This is a genomic window from Pontimicrobium sp. MEBiC06410 (assembly GCF_053601615.1).
The window spans coordinates 99,400-123,283 of record NZ_JBSHNT010000164.1; the positions used below are offsets into that span (position 1 = coordinate 99,400).

The 23,884-nt window shown below is 30.5% G+C and carries 16 protein-coding genes and 1 tRNA gene; 8 read left to right on the plus strand and 9 right to left on the minus strand.

All coding sequences use genetic code 11. The annotated features are described in order from the left end of the window. Positions 1-124: 124 nt before the first annotated feature. Entirely contained in the window at positions 125-592 is a 468-nt protein-coding gene (locus tag ACVC08_RS18270) for a thioredoxin family protein (RefSeq protein ID WP_452599483.1), read from the minus strand. A gap of 72 nt (positions 593-664) precedes the next feature. Continuing rightward, entirely contained in the window at positions 665-1,294 is a 630-nt protein-coding gene (locus ACVC08_RS18275) for an NAD(P)H-dependent oxidoreductase (protein ID WP_452603139.1), read from the minus strand. A gap of 86 nt (positions 1,295-1,380) precedes the next feature. Here ACVC08_RS18275 and ACVC08_RS18280 point away from each other — a divergent pair, with 86 nt between their 5' ends. Continuing rightward, entirely contained in the window at positions 1,381-1,770 is a 390-nt protein-coding gene (locus tag ACVC08_RS18280; protein WP_452599481.1) for an acyl-CoA thioesterase, read from the plus strand. A 94-nt stretch (positions 1,771-1,864) separates the two neighbouring features. After that, positions 1,865-1,949: transfer RNA gene (locus ACVC08_RS18285), tRNA-Ser, on the plus strand. A 980-nt stretch (positions 1,950-2,929) separates the two neighbouring features. Here ACVC08_RS18285 and ACVC08_RS18290 read toward each other — a convergent pair. Together ACVC08_RS18290 and ACVC08_RS18295 are read right to left on the minus strand one after the other, a co-directional pair. Further along, on the minus strand, positions 2,930-5,101 hold the full coding sequence (locus ACVC08_RS18290) for a zinc-dependent metalloprotease (RefSeq protein WP_452603140.1): 2,172 nt from the start codon (positions 5,099-5,101) through the stop codon (positions 2,930-2,932). Positions 5,102-5,583: 482 nt separating this feature from the next. Next, on the minus strand, positions 5,584-7,173 hold the full coding sequence (locus ACVC08_RS18295; protein WP_452603141.1) for a hypothetical protein: 1,590 nt from the start codon (positions 7,171-7,173) through the stop codon (positions 5,584-5,586). Between the two features lie 338 nt (positions 7,174-7,511). Between ACVC08_RS18295 and ACVC08_RS18300 the strand changes: the two genes are divergently transcribed. Continuing rightward, complete coding sequence (locus ACVC08_RS18300) at positions 7,512-9,392, plus strand: LuxR C-terminal-related transcriptional regulator (RefSeq protein WP_452603142.1); 1,881 nt, start codon at positions 7,512-7,514, stop codon at positions 9,390-9,392. A 168-nt stretch (positions 9,393-9,560) separates the two neighbouring features. Here the strand turns inward: ACVC08_RS18300 and ACVC08_RS18305 are convergent, their stop codons facing one another. The 4 genes from ACVC08_RS18305 to ACVC08_RS18320 form a co-directional block, all read right to left on the minus strand. Further along, positions 9,561-10,988, minus strand: coding sequence for a TolC family protein (locus ACVC08_RS18305; RefSeq protein ID WP_452603143.1), 1,428 nt, complete (start codon positions 10,986-10,988; stop codon positions 9,561-9,563). Between the two features lie 8 nt (positions 10,989-10,996). Further along, on the minus strand, positions 10,997-14,248 hold the full coding sequence (locus ACVC08_RS18310) for an efflux RND transporter permease subunit (protein ID WP_452603144.1): 3,252 nt from the start codon (positions 14,246-14,248) through the stop codon (positions 10,997-10,999). 23 nt (positions 14,249-14,271) lie between these two features. Beyond that, a complete protein-coding gene (locus ACVC08_RS18315) occupies positions 14,272-15,348 on the minus strand; it encodes an efflux RND transporter periplasmic adaptor subunit (RefSeq protein ID WP_452603145.1) in 1,077 nt (358 codons plus the stop codon). A 129-nt stretch (positions 15,349-15,477) separates the two neighbouring features. After that, the gene (locus ACVC08_RS18320; protein ID WP_452603146.1) at positions 15,478-15,876 is read right to left on the minus strand and encodes a hypothetical protein; all 399 of its coding nucleotides are present in this window, start codon (positions 15,874-15,876) and stop codon (positions 15,478-15,480) included. 233 nt (positions 15,877-16,109) lie between these two features. On the opposite strand from ACVC08_RS18320, the gene ACVC08_RS18325 reads away from it, so the two are divergent. The 5 genes from ACVC08_RS18325 to ACVC08_RS18345 all read left to right on the plus strand — a co-directional run bounded on the left by ACVC08_RS18325 (position 16,110) and on the right by ACVC08_RS18345 (position 20,639). Continuing rightward, positions 16,110-17,210, plus strand: coding sequence for a helix-turn-helix domain-containing protein (locus ACVC08_RS18325; RefSeq protein ID WP_452603147.1), 1,101 nt, complete (start codon positions 16,110-16,112; stop codon positions 17,208-17,210). Between the two features lie 386 nt (positions 17,211-17,596). Next, positions 17,597-18,757, plus strand: coding sequence for a hypothetical protein (locus tag ACVC08_RS18330; protein ID WP_452603148.1), 1,161 nt, complete (start codon positions 17,597-17,599; stop codon positions 18,755-18,757). Positions 18,758-18,767: 10 nt separating this feature from the next. Next, positions 18,768-19,196 carry a hypothetical protein gene (locus ACVC08_RS18335; protein ID WP_452597495.1) on the plus strand — a complete coding sequence of 143 codons (429 nt, stop codon included), beginning with the start codon at positions 18,768-18,770 and terminating at the stop codon, positions 19,194-19,196. Between the two features lie 74 nt (positions 19,197-19,270). After that, positions 19,271-19,744 carry a hypothetical protein gene (locus ACVC08_RS18340; RefSeq protein ID WP_452597496.1) on the plus strand — a complete coding sequence of 158 codons (474 nt, stop codon included), beginning with the start codon at positions 19,271-19,273 and terminating at the stop codon, positions 19,742-19,744. Positions 19,745-19,760: 16 nt separating this feature from the next. Next, the gene (locus tag ACVC08_RS18345) at positions 19,761-20,639 is read left to right on the plus strand and encodes a hypothetical protein (RefSeq protein ID WP_452603149.1); all 879 of its coding nucleotides are present in this window, start codon (positions 19,761-19,763) and stop codon (positions 20,637-20,639) included. Between the two features lie 107 nt (positions 20,640-20,746). On the opposite strand, the gene ACVC08_RS18350 is transcribed toward ACVC08_RS18345, so the two are convergent. After that, positions 20,747-23,800 (minus strand): P-loop NTPase fold protein, encoded by a 3,054-nt coding sequence (locus ACVC08_RS18350; RefSeq protein WP_452603150.1) that lies wholly within the window; start codon positions 23,798-23,800, stop codon positions 20,747-20,749. Positions 23,801-23,884 lie beyond the last annotated feature (84 nt).

Below are 23,884 nucleotides of genomic sequence, written 5' to 3' on the forward strand. Positions count from 1 at the left end.
TATCGAGAACATACACTTTAGAACAAAATAGTTCTCGATACGATTCCTCATACTTCGGAATCACTCGAACTGACATTTCGATTTATTTTTTCAATTTCGACTTCAGTTTCTATTTAAAACAACTTTAATAATTCTCTAAAACTGAATCTATAAAATTAAAGTGCGTATCGGTCTCTCGTAAAAAAGTATAGCCAGAGAGTTCTCCAATGACGTTTAAGCTTCCGTTTAAGGCTACTAAATTGGGGTAGCTTCCTTTTTTATTGTATTTGCTAACTAATATGTTATTTTTTTTACGCTGTTCTGGTGTAATAATATCTGTTCGTCTTGGTATATCTACCATTACCAACACAAAGTCTTTCGATTTTTTTTCAAAGGCTTCAGAGTTAAAGAAATCCTTTTTTAAAGATTTACATGGTGGACACCAATCGCTTCCTGTAAAAAATAGTAATATTGGCTTTTTAGATGCCTTTGCTTCTTGTTTTGCTTCTTCTATATCTGTTAACCAATTTAGGTTAGATACTTCCTCTTCATCATACTGTGCAAAGCCTTGTACTGCGAAACATAATGTTAATATTACAATTAATTTTTTCATAAACTCCTTCAGATTAATACTACAATAATAAAACTTTTATCTAAATAACAAAAATCTTGCCATTATATTGTGTTACATTACAATAATAGAGTCTTGTAATGGTTTTCTCACCTTTTTAAATCCTGCAAACATATCATTATCAGCACGGTAACCTATTGGCATTACTAATACAGATTGTAAGCCTTTAGCTTTTAAGGCTAGCATATCATCATATTTAGAAGGCTCAAATCCTTCCATTGGGCAAGCATCGATCCCTTCTATCGCACAAACCGTTAATAGGTTTCCCATTGCTAAATAGGCTTGTTTTGTAGCCCAAAGTGCTATGGCTTCTTTTGGCTTAGTTTCAAAATCATGAATTAAAAAATCTTTAAACCCCGCTAAAATTTCGTCTGGTGTGTGGCGTATGCTTTTTACACGATTAAAATAGTTTTCTATATAGGCTTTATCTACTGTGGTTTCTATACAAAACACTAATACATGAGAGGCTTGTGCCACTTGTTGTTGGTTCATAGAAACACGTACTAATTTATCTTGTAATGGTTTATTGCTAACTACAACTAATTTTAAGGGTTGTAGTCCATAAGAGGTTGCTGTAAGGTTAAAGGCCTCATATATAGTGTTTAACTTAGCGCCTGAAATTAGTTTTGTAGCATCAAAACTTTTTGTTGCGTAACGCCACTGTAATTTATCTATAATATTCATTAAATACGGTTTATCTTTACACAAAAATACTATTTGACATTTACATAACAGACCTTGCTGTTATAATAAAAAGTAATACTACTATTATGAAACTAACTGATGAATTAATTAAAGCTTCGGAAACCAGAATTTTTAAAGCTATTTTCCCCAACACTACAAACCACTACAACACCCTTTTTGGTGGTACCGCATTACATATGATGGATGAAGCCTCATTTATTTGTGCTACACGTTTTAGCCGAAAGAAAGTGGTTACCATCTCTACCGATAAAATTGACTTTACAAAACCCATTCCTGAAGGCACTATTGTAGAACTAGTGGCTACAATAAATAAAGTGGGCCGTACAAGTTGTGTGGTTAAAGTGGATATTTTTATGGAGAAAATGTACGATAAATCTCGTGAACTATCTGTTACTGGGTTCTTTACATTTGTTGCTGTTAATGAAGACATGAAACCAATAGCAATACTGGATTAAAAATTTTAAAAAAAATACTTTTTTTATTTTTTTTAATCTAAAAAGGGTCTTATATTTGCACCCGCAATCAGGGAATACCTGATGAGACGCTCAAGGAGAAATGGCAGAGTGGTCGAATGCGGCAGTCTTGAAAACTGTTGAGGGTCACACCTCCGGGGGTTCGAATCCCTCTTTCTCCGCGAAAAGCCTTGTAATCTTTTGATTTACAAGGCTTTGTTTTTTAAGTACCAATGTAGATGTCAGAAGTATATTATTTAACTACATATTCATACTACTAAAAATTAAAAAAATATAACTTTAAAGGTTAAACTTATTTTAACTCTAATCTTGTTAAATTGTAGTTTATCTGAGCACCTCTAATATTATTCTCTGTTTCGATGATTTATAATAGGATAATATCTACCCAAAACAGATTTATACTTTATTACAGGATGATAACTATTTTTAATTTTATCTGTAACATACATTATATATTCTGTCTCAGTATTAAGTATCGCTTCTTTTAAAACAGCAGGTATATCTTGGCTTACTTCATCATTAGTATCAGATTGTTCTTTAACTGCAACAATTACTTTAAAACATTCAAAACCTTCTATAGCTTTAGTGTCATCTAAGATAAATACTTGATAAAAAATACTTAGAACGACATACTATAATCTCCTATACCTAATTATTTCACTTCATATAATAATAAAGAAAATTAAAAAGCATTATCACATAATCTAAAATAAGTAGGTATCTCATAGAGAATTTTAACCCTCAGTTGTGTTATAATTATACAATATTGTAAGTTTCTTCAACGTAAGAAGCAATAGTACTAAAAAGCACCTGAATAATAGTACGGTGCTTTTTCTTTAACAGGAATGACATACATGCTGCTTTATAAATAGACTATTCGGAAAACAGGATTTAGATTATTTTAATGTATTCCCTTACTAATACTAATGAAAATCCTTACTACTTTTTCATTATTAAGTTATTACTTTGTAACTGAATAAATTGTAGGGAGTTTATTCAAAGCATATTAAAAAGCATCCATCGCACAGTAGGATGCTTTTTTGTTTATATACTTTAATATTAAAATATTGTTTCTTTAGTTATTATAGTAGTTCAACTGTAGATAAAACACGCTAATATTAAAGTTATTTTTTATTACTTATCAATGACTTATAATAATTTTTTTAACTGCTTGTCTATTTGTTATTACATCTCTGATTTGAAGAAAATATAACCCATTAGCTAAACTAGAGGTATTTAAAACTGTAGATTTGTTAATCTCGTCATTATATATTAATCTGCCATTAACACTGTATAACTTATAATCGAAAGATTTATTATCACTTAAATTAATATATAAAGCGTTTGATGCAGGATTTGGAAAAACGTTAATATTAAATAAAGAAAATTCACCAACACTTAAAGTTTCTTGAATTTCAAAATTAAAGTTAGATACATCGTAAAAAGTAGAAGCTGCTCTAAACCCACCATTAACATCGCAACGAACCAAAACTCGTGCATTAGTTGTTATAGTATTTGGAATAGTAATACTTTCTGCACCATCATTAGCGGTAGCGTTTGAAACAACAGAATAAGTATTACCACCATCTGTTGAAATTAAAATATCTACATTAGCACAATGTGTATTGGTTTGGTTAACCGTCCATGTTACTGTATGCGTATCGTTTCCTGAAAATATTTCTCCTCCATTGGGGCTAGTAACCTCAAAAGGGCCTGTGTTTGCAACCGTAACAACTGTTCTATCTTCTGCCAATCTTCCAAATGTAGAATTATTATCTCTAACTGTAAGTGAAAAATTTATGTCTCTCGTGGTACATGGTAGCAGTTCCCATTGTTGATTATTATTTCCAGCTAAAACATCACTATATTGAGGCAAGCTACGGTAATTATCTGTTGTCGCAGAACGAAAACGAAATAATGCATTATTGTTAACATTACAAGAAGGAGAATTATTAACTAATAGTCCGCTACCATCGTATTGTACCCAATGGTAAGTTAAATTGTTAGCTGGGTCGTTATTATCATTACCGCTTCCAACAACAATAAAAGGTGTTTGCATTGGAATTGTAAAATCTGCTTGAGCATTTGCAACAGGATTATTAGCATTGCCTCCAGCATCATTAACTGAACAATTAAAATTTGGCAATTCTGCTATTATTTGTGCTATTGAAGCATAATGAAAAAAGGGATCTGAGTTTTGTGCATATTGTTCATTACCTTGACAAACATTTGCATAAGCCATTATTGATGATCCTTCTCCTGGTTCGTATCTATAATTCTGCACACTGTTGCAGCCAGACTGGTTATGTTCTGATCCAAATTGATGACCAACTTCATGCGCTACATAATCGACCCATAATGTCGCAACCCCCATACTAGATGATGAAAACCCATTCCCTTTGTCGTTTCCGCAAACTACTTGAAGGCCCGCTAAACCATTTTCAGCTCCCCATAAAACCATGTGTCCAACATCGTAAGCATTAACACCAATAGCGTCGTTAAGTTTATTTGTTAAGTTGTCTGAGTCGTTATCCTGTTGTATTAATGCATTATCACTAACAAGAGAAAATTCTACTCCAAAATCTCTTAAATAAATTACATTAATCATATTAGTTCCTGCTGCTAAAGCATTTAATACATTTACAGGATTATATGGATTACCTCCAAATTGCAACCTATAGCTATTTGCTGCAAGTATTGCTAAACGATATGTTCTTTTAGTGGATGGTGATTTAGCAGTATCTATATTTTTAATTTGTTTATTCAGTTTTGAAGCAATACTAGTGGTCATACAATTAAACACACTTGTAGCTGCATTTTTTTTATAAAAAGCTATTACTGTTTCTGATGAATGTTTATAAAGTGGCTCTATAAAATAAGAATTATTGGCTGTAAAGATAGAGGCTCGAAAACCAGCATCACTAACATCGCAAGCTATTAAAGTACTTGGCTCTCCTTTTTTATACCCTCTAAATGTTTTTATGGTGTATAAATGTGCAACTTCATTTGCTACAACTTTAGATGGTATTATAATATAGGTTTCAAATTTACCTTCTGGTGAAGGAATTTTTATTTCTTGTGGCTCATTAGTCTCTTGCAATTTACTTTTAAAATTTGCTATAGAAATTTGCCAAACAGAATAATCCGTAGGTAATGCGGCATTAATTAAATTTTCTGCCTTGTCATTAATTTTTTGAGTTTTAGAAAAAGACCAATCAGATTCTTCTACTTGAGCAGAGCTAATTTCAATTCCAGCAAATAGTGCTAATAAGAGTAATGCAACACTCGCTCTTAAATTTATAATTGTTTTCATATTTTTTGTTTTGTGTTTATATTAAATAAGGTAGATTAATGGTTTAATGACATATAATTATGTCTTAAACATATTTCGTTTTTTAATATTTTACTTACATGTATTTATTATATTAACTCCACACGTTACACGCTTAAAACACTAAAAGTATTATTGTGTTTATTTCGCATTGGCGCTACAAACACTTAGATTCTTTAAAAAGTATACTTGCAATAAAAAACCGAGCAAAAGAAAGTAAAGTCTATTATATTTTTTTGATGTTTTTAGCTAATACAATATTAGCTAAAGATTAAAATCTGGTTTTAATAATTAATCATTAAAAAATCACTTATTCATTATTAAAACGAGTAATCAATCACCAAAATATCACTTTTCTTTTATCAAAGCTTACAAGTATATAATTGATACTTATAAGCTTTGCTTTAACGTTATCTAGTTAATTAATAACAATGGTTTGTATTACCTAAAGTTTTTATTACAGTTTAATTACTAGAAACTTTTATATTATCAAAACGCCATTGTGTTCTATAATTAGTAGAGTTTAGTGTCTGGTTTACTCTAATAGCTATATATATATTGTTATTTCCTGAATTATTAATATTAAAACTATTTCGTTTAAAAACCTCTTCTGCATAATCATCTCCCATACCTGAAACTGTATTGTCTCCTAACTCAGTCCATTTACTAGAATCGAATGTACTTTCTCCTTTATAAGTGGTTGACCAATAATAAGTTACTTTGGCATTATTTTCATCTTCATAATTGTAAGCTGCATCAACTTGTAATGTTAAACTCGTTTTATCTTTTGCAACTATTAGCGGAGAAACCAATATATTATCTAAAACTTTTGTTTCAGTTGTTGATGATCCTAAATCATGAGAGATTGTTATTCCTTTATTAGAAGTAGCCGTTACATCGCTTACACTTGTATACTTACCAGCATTTTCTTCAAAAGCTATTAGTTTATTAGCTGGTAATGTTTGATTAGAATGTTTAAAAGTTCTAATACCTGTATTTTTTAAATTATACGTTCCCGAATAATCTTCAAATGTTTCTTGGTATGGTAAAGCAGACACATACGGATTGAACTTGTCTAAGAAAGCAATTCCTTCATCTGTAAAGGTATATTTATTAGCGTTTGAAGTTGTTTTCTTTATTTTAGTAAAGTTCCCACTTACAGCTATAATACAATGATTAAGCATTAATTTTGCATTATAAGGGGAGGCTGTAAGTTTTTTAGCCAAATCAAATGTTTTACTTACCGTCTGTCCTTTATCGCCATACTCTGTGATCCAAGTTTCTACGGAACTATCTGAAACAAATTTACTAGCCAATCTGGTTATTCTATCTGCTACACTTTCGTCTTTAGCTATATAAACATGATAAATATGAGCATCTACAGGCTTTGTTATATTTTTTGTTACATCATTATTCCATGTTTTAGACCTATCTTTGTTTGTTGTTCTAGCAATTAATACTGCTCCAATTTTTACACCAGAAAATTCTTTTCGTAACTCTGGAACCCATGAATTAATTGTATCTGCATATGCTTTTCCTGTAGGAAATTCTGTTGTATAATCTGGCGCATATAATTCATTTCCTAATTCAATGTAACTAACGGGTACTTTTGCAGCTTTTATCATTTCTATTTGGTCTTTAAGAGAACTGTTAACAACATCTAAAACAAAAGACACTTTTGCCTTTGTAGTATCTACAACTCTTTTGACATCCTCAATTTTATGAACGAAATCTGTTGCCGCTGCTCCACCTGTTATATATCCATTTTTCCAGTTCCATTTATGGGTAACTGTGCCCCCTGGATACCTAAATACTCCAGTTTTTAAACTATCCATTAAACTTGCAACATTTGTTTTTGTAATACTTGGCGTATTCCTCCAACGCATATTATAACCTGTTACCACACCGCTACCAAGACCAAAAGTTCTGGCAAACATACTACTGTTATCTTCTAATGTTTGACTTGTAATGTCTTCTTGATAATCATATAGATCTTCTTTACTACATCCAAATACTAATACTAAAATTGCTAATACTAAAATTACTTTTTTCATAATATTTTGAGTTTTAAAATTATATCTCAAAATTAAATTCAGTGCCTTTCTGAAATCATGATATATATCACTATTTCAACCTGTTACACTCACTAAAAACTCACTTATAGATCACAAAAAACTCATATTATTAAATTAAATTGTATTTTAATGCCGAATAAAAAATATTAAATATTGTATTTAGGTAAGCTTATATTTGTTGTAATACGCCAATATTAAACTTAGAAGAATTCACCTAAACTGCATAAAAACTTACATAACTAGTTGTTTTTATAAATTTAAAATTACAAATAGCTCTTTTATAGTTATTTTTACAACAAACCTAAGTTGTTTTTATTATGAGTTTACAAAAAGTAACATACTTATTATTTTTTTGTTTGTACTGTAATACCTCTATTTCTCAAAGCCAAGACATTGGCCTCTTATATACTAATTTAGCAAACTCTAAAACGCCTACAGAAAAAGTTTCTTCATTGACTATGCTTGCTAATTTTTTTAAAGATAAAAACTTAGATAGCACAAAGGTATATACAGAAAAACTTAAAATAATTAGCGACTCGCTAAAACTAAAAAAGGGCATGTATAATGTTAATTTATTATATGCACACATTAATAATAAAGTTGGGCAAGATACTTTAGCAATAAGAAATTTTAACAACGCAATAAAAATAGCAAAACAACTAAATGATAATTACTTAGAAGGTTATGCCTTCTATGAAAAAGCTACTTATTTTTACGAAAAGGGTGACTTTTTAAAAACTTTAAAATACAATTTAATAACAGAAAATAGTTTTAGTAAAACAGATAGTATTTTTCCATTAAAAATAAGAAACCTAAATAATATTGCCTTTTACAATTTGGAATTAGAAAACTATGAGAATGCCTTAAACTATCTAGACAAAATAATTAAACTAACAAAAAATACTAAGTATTTAAAAGAAGAGGTGCATGCCTACAGTTCTATAGCCTGTGTATACAGTGAAATTAACAATCATAATGATGCCTTTAAGTATATGGAAATTGCTAAAGAAAAATCTAAAGCATTAGGCGACAAAAATGGTGAACTAATGTTAATACATAATACTGCAATTTTACATTACAATAAAAAGGAATACACTAAGGCAAAAAGTCTTTTTCAGACAGTTATTAATTCAACTTTTTCTAAACGAGAAGGAAATGATATTGAAGCCCACTTGTATTTAGCAAAGATTGATATAGAAAACAAAAATTATGAAACCGCCTTAAAACAACTTGAATATGCAGAAGATATATCTAAAAAAGGATTTCGTAAAGATTTATATATAGATGTGCTTTTCGAGAAAGCTAATCTGTATTATCAAAGCAAACAACCTAATAAAGCTTTAGAATTAATAAGTCAAATAGTTAATTTACCAACTGACAATAATTTAAAAGATGTTTTTTTGTTAAAATCAAAAATCTATAATCTATTACATAAAGATAAAGAAGAATTAATTGCTTACAAAAAACATATAGCTCTTAAAGAAGAATTTCAAAACAGGAATAATATTTATAATATAGAATCATTAAAACATTCTTTTGAGCATAGGTTTGTAGAAAATGAAATTGCTGAGCATAAACGAATGCTAGCTTCTTTAGAAGAAAGAAACCAAATAAAATCAAAAAATAATATTCTAACTATATTAATTTTTACTACAATACTTCTCTTCTCCATTTTTTCTTTATTTCGTTATAAAAAAATTAACCGTCTTAATAAAGAAAGATGGCATGCTGAAAAAATAGTAGAAGAATTAAAACAAGAAAAACTTAATTTTGAAGTTAGTAGTAAGCAAAAACAACTTACAGATTTTGCTATACACATAACAGAGAAGAATGATTTGCTAGAAAAAATTAAATTACAAATAATAGATACCAATATCCATAATAAAAACGATGCAATTAAAAATCTTATTATATCTATTAATAATGACATAAAAAGAAACAAAGAAAAATCTCAACTTTACTTAAATGTAGAAGATGGTAATGATTCGTTCTATGAACAACTAACAAAACAATACCCAAACTTAACTCAAAAAGAAAAAAGGATAGCAACATTAATACGTTTGGGGCACACTTCTAAGCAAATAAGCCTTCAATTAAATATAGCAATAGTAAGTGTTAATAACTACAGGCATAGTCTCCGTAAAAAACTAAAATTAACAAGAGACCAAAACTTAATAGATTTTATCAAAGCCATATAGCTAAGCTTTTTTTATTTTTTACTAATAAACATAATAGTAGAATTAAGCATAACAATGCTATAAGTACAGATTTATAACGAAAAAACCACTTACAGTATTTTATACATAAAAAGGTTCACTTGTATAAATGAACCTTTTTATATTATATACTAACGTCTAGCTATAAGCTTATCTCCAACCGCCACCTAAGGCTCTATACACATTAATACGAGCCAATAATTGTTCTTTTTTAATATCTACAAGCTTAATTTTAGATTCTAGTGCATCTCTTTGCGTTAATAATACCTCCATATAATCTGCTCTGGCAGATTGGTATAATTTATTTGAGATTTCTATAGATTTGGTTAAAGCTTCAACCTCTTTACTTTTAAACACGTAACTTTTTTTAAGGTTTTCAATATTAGAAAGTTCATTAGCAACTTCAATATAACCATTTAAAATAGCTTTTTCATATTCGTAAACAGTTGCAAGTTGTTTTGCATTAGCTGTATTATATTCTGCTTTAATTGCATTTCTATTAATTAAAGGTCCTACAATGTCTCCGCCTAAATTATATAATAAAGATTCTGCTCCAGATACTAAATATTTTGGTTTAAATGCTTCTAATCCTATACCAGCTTTTAAGCCAAATGAGGGATAAAATTTAGCCCTGGCAACTTTAACATCTAGTTTGGCAGCAGCTAGCTCGTATTCTGCTTTACGAATATCTGGGCGATTCCCTAATAATTGAGATGGTATCCCTGTCATTACTGTATCTATAGACCTTTCTAAAAAATTAGTAGAATGCCTTACAACTGTAGCTGGTTGTTTTCCTATTAAAAAATTAATCTGGTTTTCAACCTCAATAATCTGTTGCTTAATGTCGTATTTTTCACTTTGATTTTTTAATACCTCAGCTTCAAAACGTTTTACTGCTAATTCTGTAGTTCTAGCTGCTTCCTTTTGGAGTTTAACAATTTTTAATGCTTTCTGTTGTATTTCTAAATTTTGATTGATAATTACTAATTGATTATCTAACGCAACAAGTTCGTAATAAGCATTAGCTATTTCTGCAATTAAATTGGTTTCCATAAAGTGCTTCCCTTCTACCGTAGAAAGGTATTCCATAACAGCCGCTTTTTTAGAGTTGCGAAGCTTTTTCCAAACATCAAGCTCCCAAGTTGCTACTAAACCCGCAGAATAATTGGTAAAGGGTTCTGGAAACATTTTGTTATCCTTTACAGGAAGATTAGTTTCTATTGCTCCGTTTCTGGTATACTTCCCTACTTTATCAACCTCGGCACCTGCTCTATAATTTACAAAAGGAAGGTACTCTCCTTTTCTTGCTTTTATTTCATTATTAGCTATTGCTACCTTTTGCAATAAAATATTTAATTCTTGGTTATTTACTAATGCAGAATCTATTAATGCATTTAATTCTGGCTCTGCAAAAAATGCTCTCCAAGCTATAGAGGCACTATTAAAGGTGTCTTTTACAGCATTATTATATTCCTGTGGTAGTTTTTTATTAACCGCCCTAACCTGCCTTGCTGGTACACACGATTGAATTCCTACAGTTAACAAAAGGAGAAGTATTGCTATAGATTTAAATTTCATCGTTATCTTCATTTTTTGTTATTTTTATTACTTGAGGTTAATTTTGATATGCGTTTTCTTAACTCTCTCAATTGTGTTTTAATTGTATTTTTCTCTTCGGAAGCTCTTATAAATTCTTCTGAGATGGGTTCATCTGCTTCGTTTTTAATTAGCCCTTTGCCATCTGCCATTTTTGCGAAAATGTAGTATAATCCAGGAATAACCAATACGCCAATTATTGTCCCTATAAGCATTCCGCCCATTGCAGAGCCTCCAATGGTTCTATTTCCAATAGCTCCAGCTCCTGTAGCTATTACAAGAGGTATTAAGCCTGCAATAAAAGCAAACGAAGTCATTAAAATTGGACGAAAACGCATCTTTGCTCCTTCTATTGCTGCTTTTAAAATACCGATGCCTTCCCTTCGCCTTTGTACAGCAAATTCTACAATAAGTACGGCATTTTTGCCAAGAAGTCCAACCAACATAATTAATCCAATTTGAGCATAGACATCGTTGGCTAATCCCATAACTTTTAACAATAAAAACGAACCAAAAATTCCAACTGGTAAGGATAAGATAACGGCTAAGGGTAACAAGAAACTTTCATATTGTGCAGCTAGTACAAGGTATACAAATACAAGTACCACCGCAAAAATGTAAAAGGATTCGTTTCCTCTACCTGCTTCATCGTACGACAGGCCTTCCCACGCAATATCGTACCCTCTAGGAAGGGTTTCTTTTGCAACTTCCTTTATTGCTGCAATAGCATCTCCACTTGTATAACCTTTAGCTGGTAAGCCTCTTATAGCCGCAGAATTATATAAATTGTATCGTGTTATCTCGTTAGGTCCCAATTTTTTCTTTAAGGTCATAAAGGCAGAATATGGCACCATATCTCCTGTTTCATTTTTTACATAAAGTTTCTCTAAATCTGATGGTAGTCTACGATACTCTGGAGCTGCTTGGGTATACACTTTAAAGAAACGGCCATACTTAATAAATCCTTGTTCGTATGTACTACCAATTAAAATATTAAGATTCTCTACAGCAGCTCCAACAGAGACGCCTTTTTGCATTGCTGCTTTATTATTTATAACTAATTCGTATTGTGGATAATTAGCTGCAAAAAAAGTAAATAAGCCTGTAAGTTCTTTACGTGTTCTAAGCGCATCCATAAAGTTATTATTTATGGTCTCGAACTCATGGTAATCTGTATTATCTGTTTTATCTAATAGTCGCATTGAGAAGCCACCAGAAGATCCAAAACCAGGTACAGCAGGCGGTTCAAAATACTCAATTACTGCTCCTAAATCTTTACTAGACGCTTCTAACGTTTCCATAATTTCATGTACAGAGTGTTCTCTTTCTGACCATGGTTTTAGGTTTATTAAACAGGTTCCTGCGTTAGAGCCTCGACCTTCGGTCATTATTTCATATCCTGCTAACGAAGATACAGATGCTATATCGTCCATTTCTTCACATAGCTTCTGTAATTTTCTAGAAACTTCATTGGTTCGCTCTAAGGTAGCTCCTGGTGGTGTTTGTATTATAGCATATATTGTTCCTTGGTCTTCATTAGGTATAAATCCAGCAGGCAAAACCTTATTTGTAACAAATATTCCTACACAAAATGCAATTAAAATTCCAAAGGTTAATATTCTTCGGTTTACTATTAATTTTAGGATATTAACATACCTTCCTGTTAACTTATCAAATCTTGTATTAAACCAATCAATAAAGCGGTTTATTGGAGATTTTTTTCTTGCTTTACCATGATTATTCTTTAATATCATTGCACATAACACAGGGGTAAGTGTTAATGCTACAACTGCCGAAATGATAATAGAACCTGCCATTGTAATAGAGAATTGTCTGTAAAACACACCTACAGGCCCAGTCATAAAAGAAATTGGAATAAAAACAGCTACCATAACCAAAGTAATGGCTATAATGGCACCACCTATCTCGCTAATAACACTTTTTACTGCTTCGTATGGTTTTAAATGCTCTTCTTCCATTTTTGCATGTACTGCTTCTACAACTACAATAGCATCATCTACTACAATACCTATAGCAAGTACAAGTGCAAACAGGGTGATAAGGTTTATAGATAAACCAAATAATTGCATAACAAAAAATGCACCTATTAATGATACTGGAACTGCTATAATTGGAATTAAAGTAGACCTCCAATCGCCTAGGAACAAAAAGACTACAATAGCCACTAAAATAAAAGCATCTCGTAAAGTATGCATTACCTGCTCTATAGAAGCATCTAAAAAATTAGATACATCATAGCTTATTTTATAATCTACTCCTGGAGGAAGATAGGCTTCCAATTCTTTTAGTTTGTCTTTTACATTGTCTATAACATCACTTGCATTACTACCAAAGGTTTGTTTTAATACAATGGATGCAGATGGCTTGCCATCTAGGTTAGAATAGATATCGAAAAACTCGCTTCCTAATTCTACATCTGCAATATCTCCTAATTTTAAAATTTCGCCTTCTTCATTGGCTTTTATAACTATATTCTTGTACTGGTCTGCTTCATTAAATCTCCCTTCGTAGGTTAATACATACTCTAAAGATTGTGCTTCTTTTCCAGAACTTCTTCCTAATCTACCTGGACGAGCAATAAGGCTTTGCTCATCCATAGCTTCTAACACTTCTTCTGCAGAAATATTATAGGCACGCATTCTATCTGGTTTTAACCAAACTCGCATGGCGTATTTACGACTTCCTAGAATTTTAGCACTTGCAATACCATTAATTCGCTGTATTTCTGGTACAATTTTCGTGTATGCATAATTGTATAGAAATTTCTCATCGTTCTGTTTAGCATCATCACTATACAGGTTTACATACATTAACATACTTGGTTGTACTGGCGTAATAATTACACCTTCTCGTTGAACCAAAGGCGGTAATAATGGCATGACTTGATCTACACGAGTCTTTACTCTTACTACTGCTTGGTTTGGGTCTGTTCCTGGTTCAAAAATAATTCTTAATGTTCCTTCTCCAGCGCTAGTTGCATCAGAAGCTATGTAACGCATACCTTGTACTCCATTAATAGACGTTTCTAATGGAATTAAAGTCGATTTTACAAGTACATCTGCACTCGCTCCTGGATATGCAATAAAAATATTTACGGTAGTTGGTGCAATTTGTGGAAATTGTGAGGTTGGTAGTTTATTTATGGATAGTAACCCTGTAATTATAATAATAACAGAGATTACTATGGCCAATACTGGCCTTTTTATAAAATTACTAAACATTTGTCTTGATTTTTAGGGGTGGACTACTCTGCGTAGAGTTCTAGATTAGATATCGCTTTTTTAGGATTAACAAATTCATAATCTATTTGCTCCCCTTCTTTTACCAATCTTAACCCTTCTAACAATACTTTGTCATTTTCTGAAAGTCCTTTTTCTATAATAAAAAGGTGTGGCAATTCTGCTCCTATAACTACTTCTCTTTGTTGTATGCTATTGTTTTGGTCTAATACATAAACAAATTTTTTGTTTAATACTTCAAAAGTTGCTTTTTGTGGTATAATAAGCACATCTTTTAAAGGCACCTCCATTAAAACACTGCCTGTTTCACCGTGTCTTAGTATTTTATCTGGGTTTGGAAATGTTGCTCTAAAAGCAATGTTTCCTGTTTCGTTGTTAAATTCTCCTTCAATTGTTTCAACAATTCCTTTTTGGTTAAATTCTCTATTATTAGCCATTAAAAGACTTACTTCTTTATTATCCTCTTGTTGACCATTCATTACATAATCTAAATACTCGGCTTCTGGCACATTAAAATATACCCACATTTTACTATTATCAGACAATGTTGTTAGCAACTCTCCTTCATCTAATAAACTACCTTCTCTAACGTGTAAATGATCCATTATACCATCAAATGGCGCTTTAACATTGGTAAACCCTAAATGTGTTTTTGCCATAGCTACTTCTGCATTTGCTTTATTGTATTTGGCTTTAGACATTGCTAATTCATTAGGGGAAACAACATTACTATCTGCTAATAATTTGGTGTTTTTATACTCAATATTGGCTACATCTGCTTCGGCTTCTGCCTTCTTTAATTCGGCTTCATAAACATTAGGCATAATTTTAAACATTGATTGTCCTTTTTTAACAAATTGTCCTTCATCTACCGAGATGTTTTGGAGGTAGCCTTTTTCTAAAGCTCTTAATTCTATATGTTTAATAGAATGGATTTGGCATACATAATCTTTTGTTATTAATGTGTCCATTTTTACAGGACTTGTTACTATATGTTTTATGGTTTCTTTGTGTTCTTTTTTATGATGGTTGCAACTAGTTAATGTTATACTAGCAACCAAAAACAAAATGAATGTTTTCATTAGGGTTGTATTGTGAATATATTATAATTGTAAAATGAATATTGTACACAAAAGACATATTATTGTTTAAGTGAACAATTAAAAAGTAAAAATTTAACTAAGGCAGGTTACCCCATCTTAGTAATACAATCATAACCTGAAAACTTCGTGTTGTAAGTATAAGGGAATAGATGAGACTAGTTTACTTGCCTCAAAAGAATGCATTTCTTTATTATAAATGCAGAATAAAAGCTCTAGAAAAGCTGTATAAAATGTATGGAACACAGCATTGTGTGTACGTATCTTTACACCTTTTCTTTCCTCTAAGACTTCTTCTTCTATTTCAACAAGTAACTGTTGTGTTGTACTTATTGAACTATCAACTTGATCTTTTTGAATTTCTAAAGAAACATTAGATTCTATAGTGTCAACTAGTACTGTAGAACTGGAAGATGCTGCATAAAGCATGGATTGGTTTCCAAAAAATTGAAATCCAATAACTAGTAAAAATGATACTAGAACATTAAAATAGCTATGCTTTTTTTCCATTACAGGGGCAAAATTAATTTTGTTAAACGACATAAACAAGAAAAAAAGTCATAGTTTTTTTAACGATACTACAACATAAAAATACAATACCACATTATTACTAGTCCCTGCTTATATTTTTTAATTAAAATTAGATCATTTTTTAATGCCAAGACCTATTTAAAATTTATGCTAAGTATTTTAAAGGCAGCTTGGTTTATTTTCTTTATTTTGTAAAAAAATAAATTATTAATTTGGATTTAAATTACAATGCTGTTTCTCTTGTAGATACTCTTGGTTTTATACAAGGAATTATTTTAGGGTCATTATTAGTATTTATTGGTTTAAAAAAAAGCAAGTCTAGTGTTTATCTAGGTTTATTTGTTATTGTTTATTCTTTAGATTTATTACCTAGTATTATAGAAGACATTGAGTTAACAAAATACTACCCTAGATTATTACTCTTACCTTTTAAAAATGCTTGGTTAGCTTTTCCATTGTTCTTTATATACATTCAAAAGATTTCTGTGTTTTCGCATCAGAAAATTAAATACCATTTGTTATATCCAGGAATAATTGTATTTATTATAGACCTTATCATTTTTTGTTTACCTACTACTACCAAACTAGAAATAGTTGATTCTTTGTGGTATAATTTGTTACAGCTATTTGGCATATTATATTCTATGTGGGTTGCTTATATTACAGTAAAATGGATTAATAAACATATTAAAGAAGTTAATAATCAATTTTCTGCTATTGAGTTTAAAGAGTTAAAATGGGCAAGGTTATTTGTTATTACAGGGGTTGTATACTTAACTGTTGGTATTTTTATTACTATATTTTTCGAGTTTAAACTTACATACTTAATCTTTTCTAGTATAAACGTTATTTTATTATACTGGGTTTCTTTACGCGGTATTTTACAACATAATGTCTCGTCCTTATTTGATATGAAAACAGATAAAACAATTGAGGAGGCTATTGAAGTTAAAGAAAAAGTACAAGAGCCTAAACAAGAACTAAAACAATTACTAGAAAAACTAGACTTGCATGTAAATAAGTATGAAATATATACAAAACCAGAACTTACCATTATAGATATTGCAGATGAATTAAATGTACATCCTAGAAAAATATCTACAGCATTAAATAGTATATACCAATTAAACTTTAATAGCTACATTAATAAATATAGAATTGAAAAAGCTATAACACTTATACAAAGTGATTTGGCAAATAATTTAAGTATAGAAGGTATTGGTATGAATGTTGGCTTCCAAAGTAAAAGTACTTTTTATGCTGCTTTTAAAAAAGTAACAGGTACTACACCTTCTAAATACAAAAGTGCTTAATTCTTTACATATTACAGTTATTTTAGGGAGTTCGGATTCCTGAAAACTGCAATAAATTACTATTAAAACTACTTACATTGTTTGGATTTCAGAAATTCGAACTTATACCAATTGCTTTTTATTGGTTAACAATTTCATTTCGTAAATATTTGCTGCATCAAAAAGAATGATGAACAGAATGTTATGAAAAACTCAAAATACGTTATTGTATTTCTAATCCTAATTTGGGCTAGTTTTTTTATCTGGGAATGGTTTATTTCTAAATGGCTAACTATAGCTCCTAATACTTTTATAAGAATAGATTTAATAATAATACTTCCTTCTCTAATAATTACAAGTTTATACTCTATTCATCAATTAATAAAAAAACATAAAAAGCAATCGTTATGAGATTAAAACCTATAGTATATGCTGTTGTTAGCCTGTTATTTTTTAACTGTAATGCTCAAAACAAAATAGGCGATTTAACAAAAACATATAAAGTAAATTCTTTAGAAGTATGTGAAAAGAAGGCAGGCTATTGGTATAAAAATAAGTGTTGGGCAAACTTTGATGAAAGTGAAGGGATTTCTATAGCTAATATTGATAATGAAGTTAAAAGGCAAATGGAAATAATTGATAACACAAAAATGGTTATTGATGGTGAGGCTTACCCTATTAACTTTTTCTTCCCAGAGGAAGATGGAGAGCAAATAATATTAATTACAATGTTTAAAAAGGGTGCCAAAACACAAACATTATTACAATTTGTAGATACAAATGCGCTTCCTATTTATACTGAACAATCTAAAACGGATAAACAAAAAACAGTTGAAACTTCGGCTATTTTAATAGATGCAGATATAATTGCTTTAGATGATAATGATAAAGCTTCTGCTAATCTTTTTAATAATCCTTTAGCAACTGGAACGCTTACTGCTACTGTTAATGATTTAGATACATTAGATATATCGTTTAAAGGACAGCTTAAATATGCTAAAGACGCGACTGTAGAAACTATTGCTTTTAAAAGTAATGAAGCTATAACTGGTGCTGGTAATAGTACTATAGAAGTTAAAGAGAATAAAGCTTTTTTAAATGGCACATTAGGGACAGTAACCTATCCGCAAATAAAGAATTTAACACTTAATCATCCAGAAGTAAAAACCCTTGTTCTACAAAATGTCCCTGGTTCTATAAACGATGCTGTTAATATGCATACAGGAAGACTAATAAGAGAGGCAGGACTTAATACTATGGTATTGGTAAATAGTAAAATATCTTCTGGTGGAGTAGATTTATTTTGCGCTGGTAACGAACGTATTGTAACTAAAGGAGCCCAGCTAGGTATACATTCTTGGGGAGGTGAAGGCATATCGGCAGATGAGTTACCTAAAGACCACCCAGCACACCAATATCAAATAGAATACTTTACTATGTGTTTAGGAAAAAAACTAGGGCCAGACTTTTATTTCAGAACATTATCTGCTGCTCCAGCTGGAGATATGTACTGGATGAAAAATGATGAAATTAAAGAAAAAGTAGCAACAAAATTTATAATAAAATAATTATTAAGCAATGAAAAAAACAATTTTAGCAAGCATATTTATAATAGTAGCAACTTTTGGTGGTATTGCCCAAGAACTAAAGGTTGTAGAAAGTAGCACTGTAAATATTAACGAATTACCGGAATATATAGTTGTTACCTCAGAAAACACAAAACTCTTAGGAGGTATAGACATCTCTATCGATTCCAAAAAATCTGTTTATCAAGATAAGCTAGAAGAACTTGAAGAGTTACTTCAAAACAGAAAAAAACTTCGTATTAGAAACCAAACAGATCTTTTAAATGCTATTTCTCAACTAGGCTACGAATATGTAGATGCATATAACGCAAATGCAGGCACTTTAGGTGTTGGTGGTGGAGATGATGTAGAAGTATTTGGAAGTAATGCTAAGTACAGAATAAATATGGTATTCAGAAAAAAGGAAAAATACAGAAACTAAATTCAACTGCTTATAACACAATGCTTTCTTACAAGAATGCATTGTATAATTTTAATAATTAAAAAACGAAAACAATGAAAAAAACAATTTTAGCAGGCTTATTTGCCATCGCAACATTATTTACAATCCATGCGCAAGACACTACAAATACTAAACAGTTTGAAGTAAAAGTTATTACAAGTGTAGAGTCTATTGTACCAAATGGTTTAGGGCGTTCCCGTATAATATCTGCCAATGCCGAAAGAGATTACAAACAATTTACTTCTACCCAAACTGAAGAAGATAATTCTAGAAACAAGTCTAAAAGAAAGGATATTAGAGTTAAAGATTTTGAAGAAACAAAACTTTTAAACTTTTATAACCTTGGCGGTATCAGATTTCAAAATATTGCTGCTAATGATGCTGTAATTTCATCAAAACTAACAACGATGTTAGCAGAGGGTTGGGATTTAGCATTTGTTACTAGTGCAGTTGAAAGCGATGCAGGAAGCAAAGATGGAAAAGGTATATTCATTACACGTTACATTTTTAAAAGGAAAATAAACTAAAAAGAACATTAAGCTCATGAAAAAGTTAAAATTTATAGTCTTACTAGCACTAACTATTACAACCTTTTATAGTTGCAATAATGATGATGATAATACAGGTACAGTTATTATTGAACCTCAGCAGTTTGCAGAAATTGAAGATATTGCTACTTTTCACGGTAATGCAGAAAGTAATATTGTAATTGTAAATACTCAAGGAGGCCCAGTAACGACTCTAGAAGATGATATTATTAATGAAATAAGGACTTCTACTAACACTCAAAATGTATTATATGTAAACGTGCATCAAGCGCAAACATTAATGCCACAGCAATTTTCTCAATCTGACATTACTTTTGAACAAGCTAAGGCTTTTGATGCTGAAAGTATTGTAAACTTAAATAAAGTAGTTTCTTTTTTTAAAAATTTGCCCAATAAAAGAGTTTATGTTTTAGGAATTTCCTTTGGAGCTTTCATGACTCAAGAGCTTATTGCAGAGCATGGCATTGGTGTTGCAGATGGTTACTTAATTATGGTAGGTAGACTTAACATAGAAGATGCTTTTTGGACTGGTTTTAGCCAAGGTCAAGGTGGAGGTTATACTTACGATGCTAATGGAAATGCTAGTTTTCAACTACAAAATTTAGATGACGTTGAAGACCGAAATATGAGTCGCTTAGCTGCTGGCTTGGGTAACAATAGATATATTACCGAATTTGCTAATATTAGCGATCTCTCTAAAATAACCTATGTTGCGGGTGATAGAGATGAACAAGTTGGTAAATTAACAACTGAAGAAATTCAGTTTTTAAATGGTAAGGGTGCTTCTGTAAATATTATTGCTGGAGCTAACCATAGCGATGCTATAGATACTGGTTTAGAACAATTTTTAAAATCTACTTTCAATATTGAATAGCTTTAATAGCTCCCATTATTTAATATTGAATTCATGAAAACTTCTCTTTTTTATAGAGAAGTTTTCTTTTTTATACTACTACAACTTATTTTTATTAAAAATAGAACTTAAACGCCATTAAATGTAAAACGCTTTATAAACTTGCTATATTTTTTAAATACTTTCTTATCTGTCTTTAAGAGTTGATTAGCATTAATGTTAAATATATTCTGTATTTTATTTTGAGCTTCTTTTTCATCATTATTATCTAGAGTTTTATTTAAAAAATCTTGTAATGTCTTACCATCAATTTTGCTATCTGTTTCTCTGTTTATAAAAGCTTCAAATGGTTTAACTAAGCATTTATATTTACCTATAGGTAAGGCTATTAAAAAGATAATGGCTAATAATTCTTCATCTTTAGCTTCTTCAGAATAGTTAAATCCTTTATGTGCTTTTATTATTCTAAAAATATTTACAAATCGTTTTAGAGTTCTTGGGTTTGCACCTAGTATTTTAGAAAATTCTTGTATTAATTTTATTTCCTTAGTTACAAATTTTAGTGAGGCTATAACTTCTTCATTTGTTTCTAGAGGTCTTACATCATCAATATTCACTTCTTTATTACTGCTATGCTCTGCCTTTACGTCTTTTAATACGTCTCCTGTATTTGCTAAGGATTCTGAATTTGATTCTTTTACATCTCCTCCATTTTTTTCTTGCCCTTCTTTTGTAGCAATTTTTAAACTTGGGTTAGATTCTGCTAATGTTTTAAGCATATATTTTACATTCTCGTCTGTGGCTTCTTGTAGATGGAATGGAATTTGAAATATTTTCTCTAAATATCCTGAGGGTTCTATACGTTCTATTAGCTTTGCTCTTTCCCCATGGCCTCCAAACTGTAATTCGTGCTTTTTAATTAAGGCATTTTTTACCCAACGCGGGTCTACACCTACTACAACTACAAATAATGGATAAGCCATTAGTAGGTTTACAGCTTCTAGCACTTGTATAACACGATCGTCTGTACAACGATCTAGATCATCTATATATAAGATAATGCGCTCTAGAGGCCTTTCAAACTTACTTCTAAAGGTTTGGTATGTTTCTTTAGCTTTTACTTCGTTTAACTCGGTATTATGATCGGTAAATAAATCGCTTAAAATTTCAAAGTCTTTTCGTATTACAGAGACTATGCCTAAATGCTTTTTATAATCGTCGCTAGTAGAGCGGTTTTCTATAAACTTAAATAAGGCTTCGGTTGTATGTGTATTATCTAAACGGTATTCTATATCTTTTTTCTGTACTTCGGCCTCCCCTATTTTAATATTAAGTTGTTGTATGTTTTGCTTATAATTTTCTATTTGTAATGTTATTGCTTTTTCTTCTTGCTTAAATTTAAAGAGTGCATTTTCTTTTTCTAGCACATAGGCTTCTTTTAGCTTCCAAAACGATGCAATTAATGGGTGTAAGTGCCTAGCTGTTTTATAGGCTCTTAGTAGTGCCGTGCCTATTAAAGATATGGTAACCCAATACTTATACCTAAAAATCTTTTCAAAGTCAATCTCACTAATTTTATATTCTGTAAATAACATAAAAATAGGAACACCTATTACTATTATTAAAATTACAGCTAACCATAACAAATTATTTTTCCAAACCGACTTCCCAAAAAAGGTTTTTATAAAGGTTAATGTTGTTTTAGATTTGGTATAGAGTTCTTCTGGGCTTTGCCAATATTTTTCGGGTATTATTTTACTAAATTCTTCTGTAGATTGATTGAATGAATCGTTGGCTTGGAGCGCCTCTTGTACTTTTTGCTTAACATTAAATTTGTGATCTATTTGTTTAAATAGGTTTTTAATTGATTTCTTTTTAATGTCTTCTATTTTTGCCTCTAATAAATTTTCTGAAGCTATTTTTTTATCCTTTAAGCGTTGTATTTTCTTATTTATATCTGTTTTTCTTTGTTCTAATTCTTGAAAATGTTGTTTACTAGAACTTAGTTGTTCTAAAAGTATTTTTTCTATTTCTTTTTTCTGTGCTTCTGCTTTACTTTGGTTACTAATGTATTCTTGTAAGCCTTCAAATATTTTGGTGATAATTCCTGCCCATAAATTAGAATCTACATAAGACCATGCATTAAAATGCACATGTGCTATACCTGTACAGTACACTTCTTGTTCTGTGTTGTTAGAGTAACTTTGTATACGTTCTTTTAACTTTCGCATAAAGAAACTTTTCCCAGAGCCCCATTTACCTAATAATGCTATTGCCAATGGTGGGATAAAACTTTTAGCAGAAATTACACGTGCAAAAGCGTTAACATCTTGATCTATTTCTAGATAATCCTCTCCAGAATCTACATCGCTTACTAAACCTGCGATTGTGGTTATGTTAGTTGTTTTTTTAGGTTGTTCTGCTTTTAATTTGTTTTCTGGCGCTTGATATGTAGCGGCATCTACTTGCTTTAGTTTTTCTTGAAAGTTGGGTATAATTTTCAAATATTTCTTCAGAATATTTTTAATGTCCTTAGGCAAGATTCTGGTAAAATGTTCAAATTCTATAGCGCTATCTATTAAATATCTAGCATCAAACTTATGCCAAACTATTTTTAACGTCTTACCATTTTTTTCATTTTCTTTTACAACACCTACTCCATAAATCTGTAATACTTTGGCGTTTTCTTCTTCTGTACCATAAAGTAACAGCAAAACATCTCCTATTTTTACAGTATTTACTATCCTTTCTATTGCTTTATCATGGGTTTTATTTTCCCAAAGTCCAGAGAACAGGTAATTATTAATATTCTGTTCTTTTAAATCGTTAAATTCTGCTAAATAGTAATTGCGCTGTAAAAGTTCTTTTAAAACGGGTTCTAAACGTTCTGGTTTCTTTTGTTTAGGCGGTTCTGTTGGTAATTTCTTATTTGTAGTTTGTTTCGTTACTGGCTTTGTAGGTTCTTTGTCAAAAAAACTTCCTTTTGTAGTTAAACCATCATCAATTGTACTACCAAATATGTCATTATAATTTTGTTCTCTTAACGAATTATAAAACGCAATTCCTTCCTTATTTTCAGGAAATGAGATAACAAAATTGGTGTTAAACGAAAACTTACGTAATATGTTTACAGTAATCTCATAACTTTCTTTAAAACTTAAACCGCCAGCTCCAGTACCCATTAATGGTACCCAGACACGTTTACCTTCTAATACACTTGTGCTATTCTCTAGAGCGTTTATAAGGTTGTTAGTTAAACTGTTTTT

Bases quoted from the DNA above. Each gene is read 5' to 3' on its own strand.
- ACVC08_RS18305 (WP_452603143.1), bottom strand. From the start codon at position 10,988: ATGAAATTTAAATCTATAGCAATACTTCTCCTTTTGTTAACTGTAGGA.
- ACVC08_RS18350 (WP_452603150.1), bottom strand. From the start codon at position 23,800: ATGGGTACTGGAGCTGGCGGTTTAAGTTTTAAAGAAAGTTATGAGATT.
- ACVC08_RS18275 (WP_452603139.1), bottom strand. From the start codon at position 1,294: ATGAATATTATAGATAAATTACAGTGGCGTTACGCAACAAAAAGTTTT.
- ACVC08_RS18295 (WP_452603141.1), bottom strand. From the start codon at position 7,173: ATGAAAAAAGTAATTTTAGTATTAGCAATTTTAGTATTAGTATTTGGA.
- ACVC08_RS18290 (WP_452603140.1), bottom strand. From the start codon at position 5,101: ATGAAAACAATTATAAATTTAAGAGCGAGTGTTGCATTACTCTTATTA.
- ACVC08_RS18310 (WP_452603144.1), bottom strand. From the start codon at position 14,248: ATGTTTAGTAATTTTATAAAAAGGCCAGTATTGGCCATAGTAATCTCT.
- ACVC08_RS18320 (WP_452603146.1), bottom strand. From the start codon at position 15,876: ATGGAAAAAAAGCATAGCTATTTTAATGTTCTAGTATCATTTTTACTA.
- ACVC08_RS18315 (WP_452603145.1), bottom strand. From the start codon at position 15,348: ATGAAAACATTCATTTTGTTTTTGGTTGCTAGTATAACATTAACTAGT.
- ACVC08_RS18280 (WP_452599481.1), top strand. From the start codon at position 1,381: ATGAAACTAACTGATGAATTAATTAAAGCTTCGGAAACCAGAATTTTT.
- ACVC08_RS18340 (WP_452597496.1), top strand. From the start codon at position 19,271: ATGAAAAAAACAATTTTAGCAGGCTTATTTGCCATCGCAACATTATTT.
- ACVC08_RS18270 (WP_452599483.1), bottom strand. From the start codon at position 592: ATGAAAAAATTAATTGTAATATTAACATTATGTTTCGCAGTACAAGGC.
- ACVC08_RS18345 (WP_452603149.1), top strand. From the start codon at position 19,761: ATGAAAAAGTTAAAATTTATAGTCTTACTAGCACTAACTATTACAACC.
- ACVC08_RS18300 (WP_452603142.1), top strand. From the start codon at position 7,512: ATGAGTTTACAAAAAGTAACATACTTATTATTTTTTTGTTTGTACTGT.
- ACVC08_RS18335 (WP_452597495.1), top strand. From the start codon at position 18,768: ATGAAAAAAACAATTTTAGCAAGCATATTTATAATAGTAGCAACTTTT.
- ACVC08_RS18330 (WP_452603148.1), top strand. From the start codon at position 17,597: ATGAGATTAAAACCTATAGTATATGCTGTTGTTAGCCTGTTATTTTTT.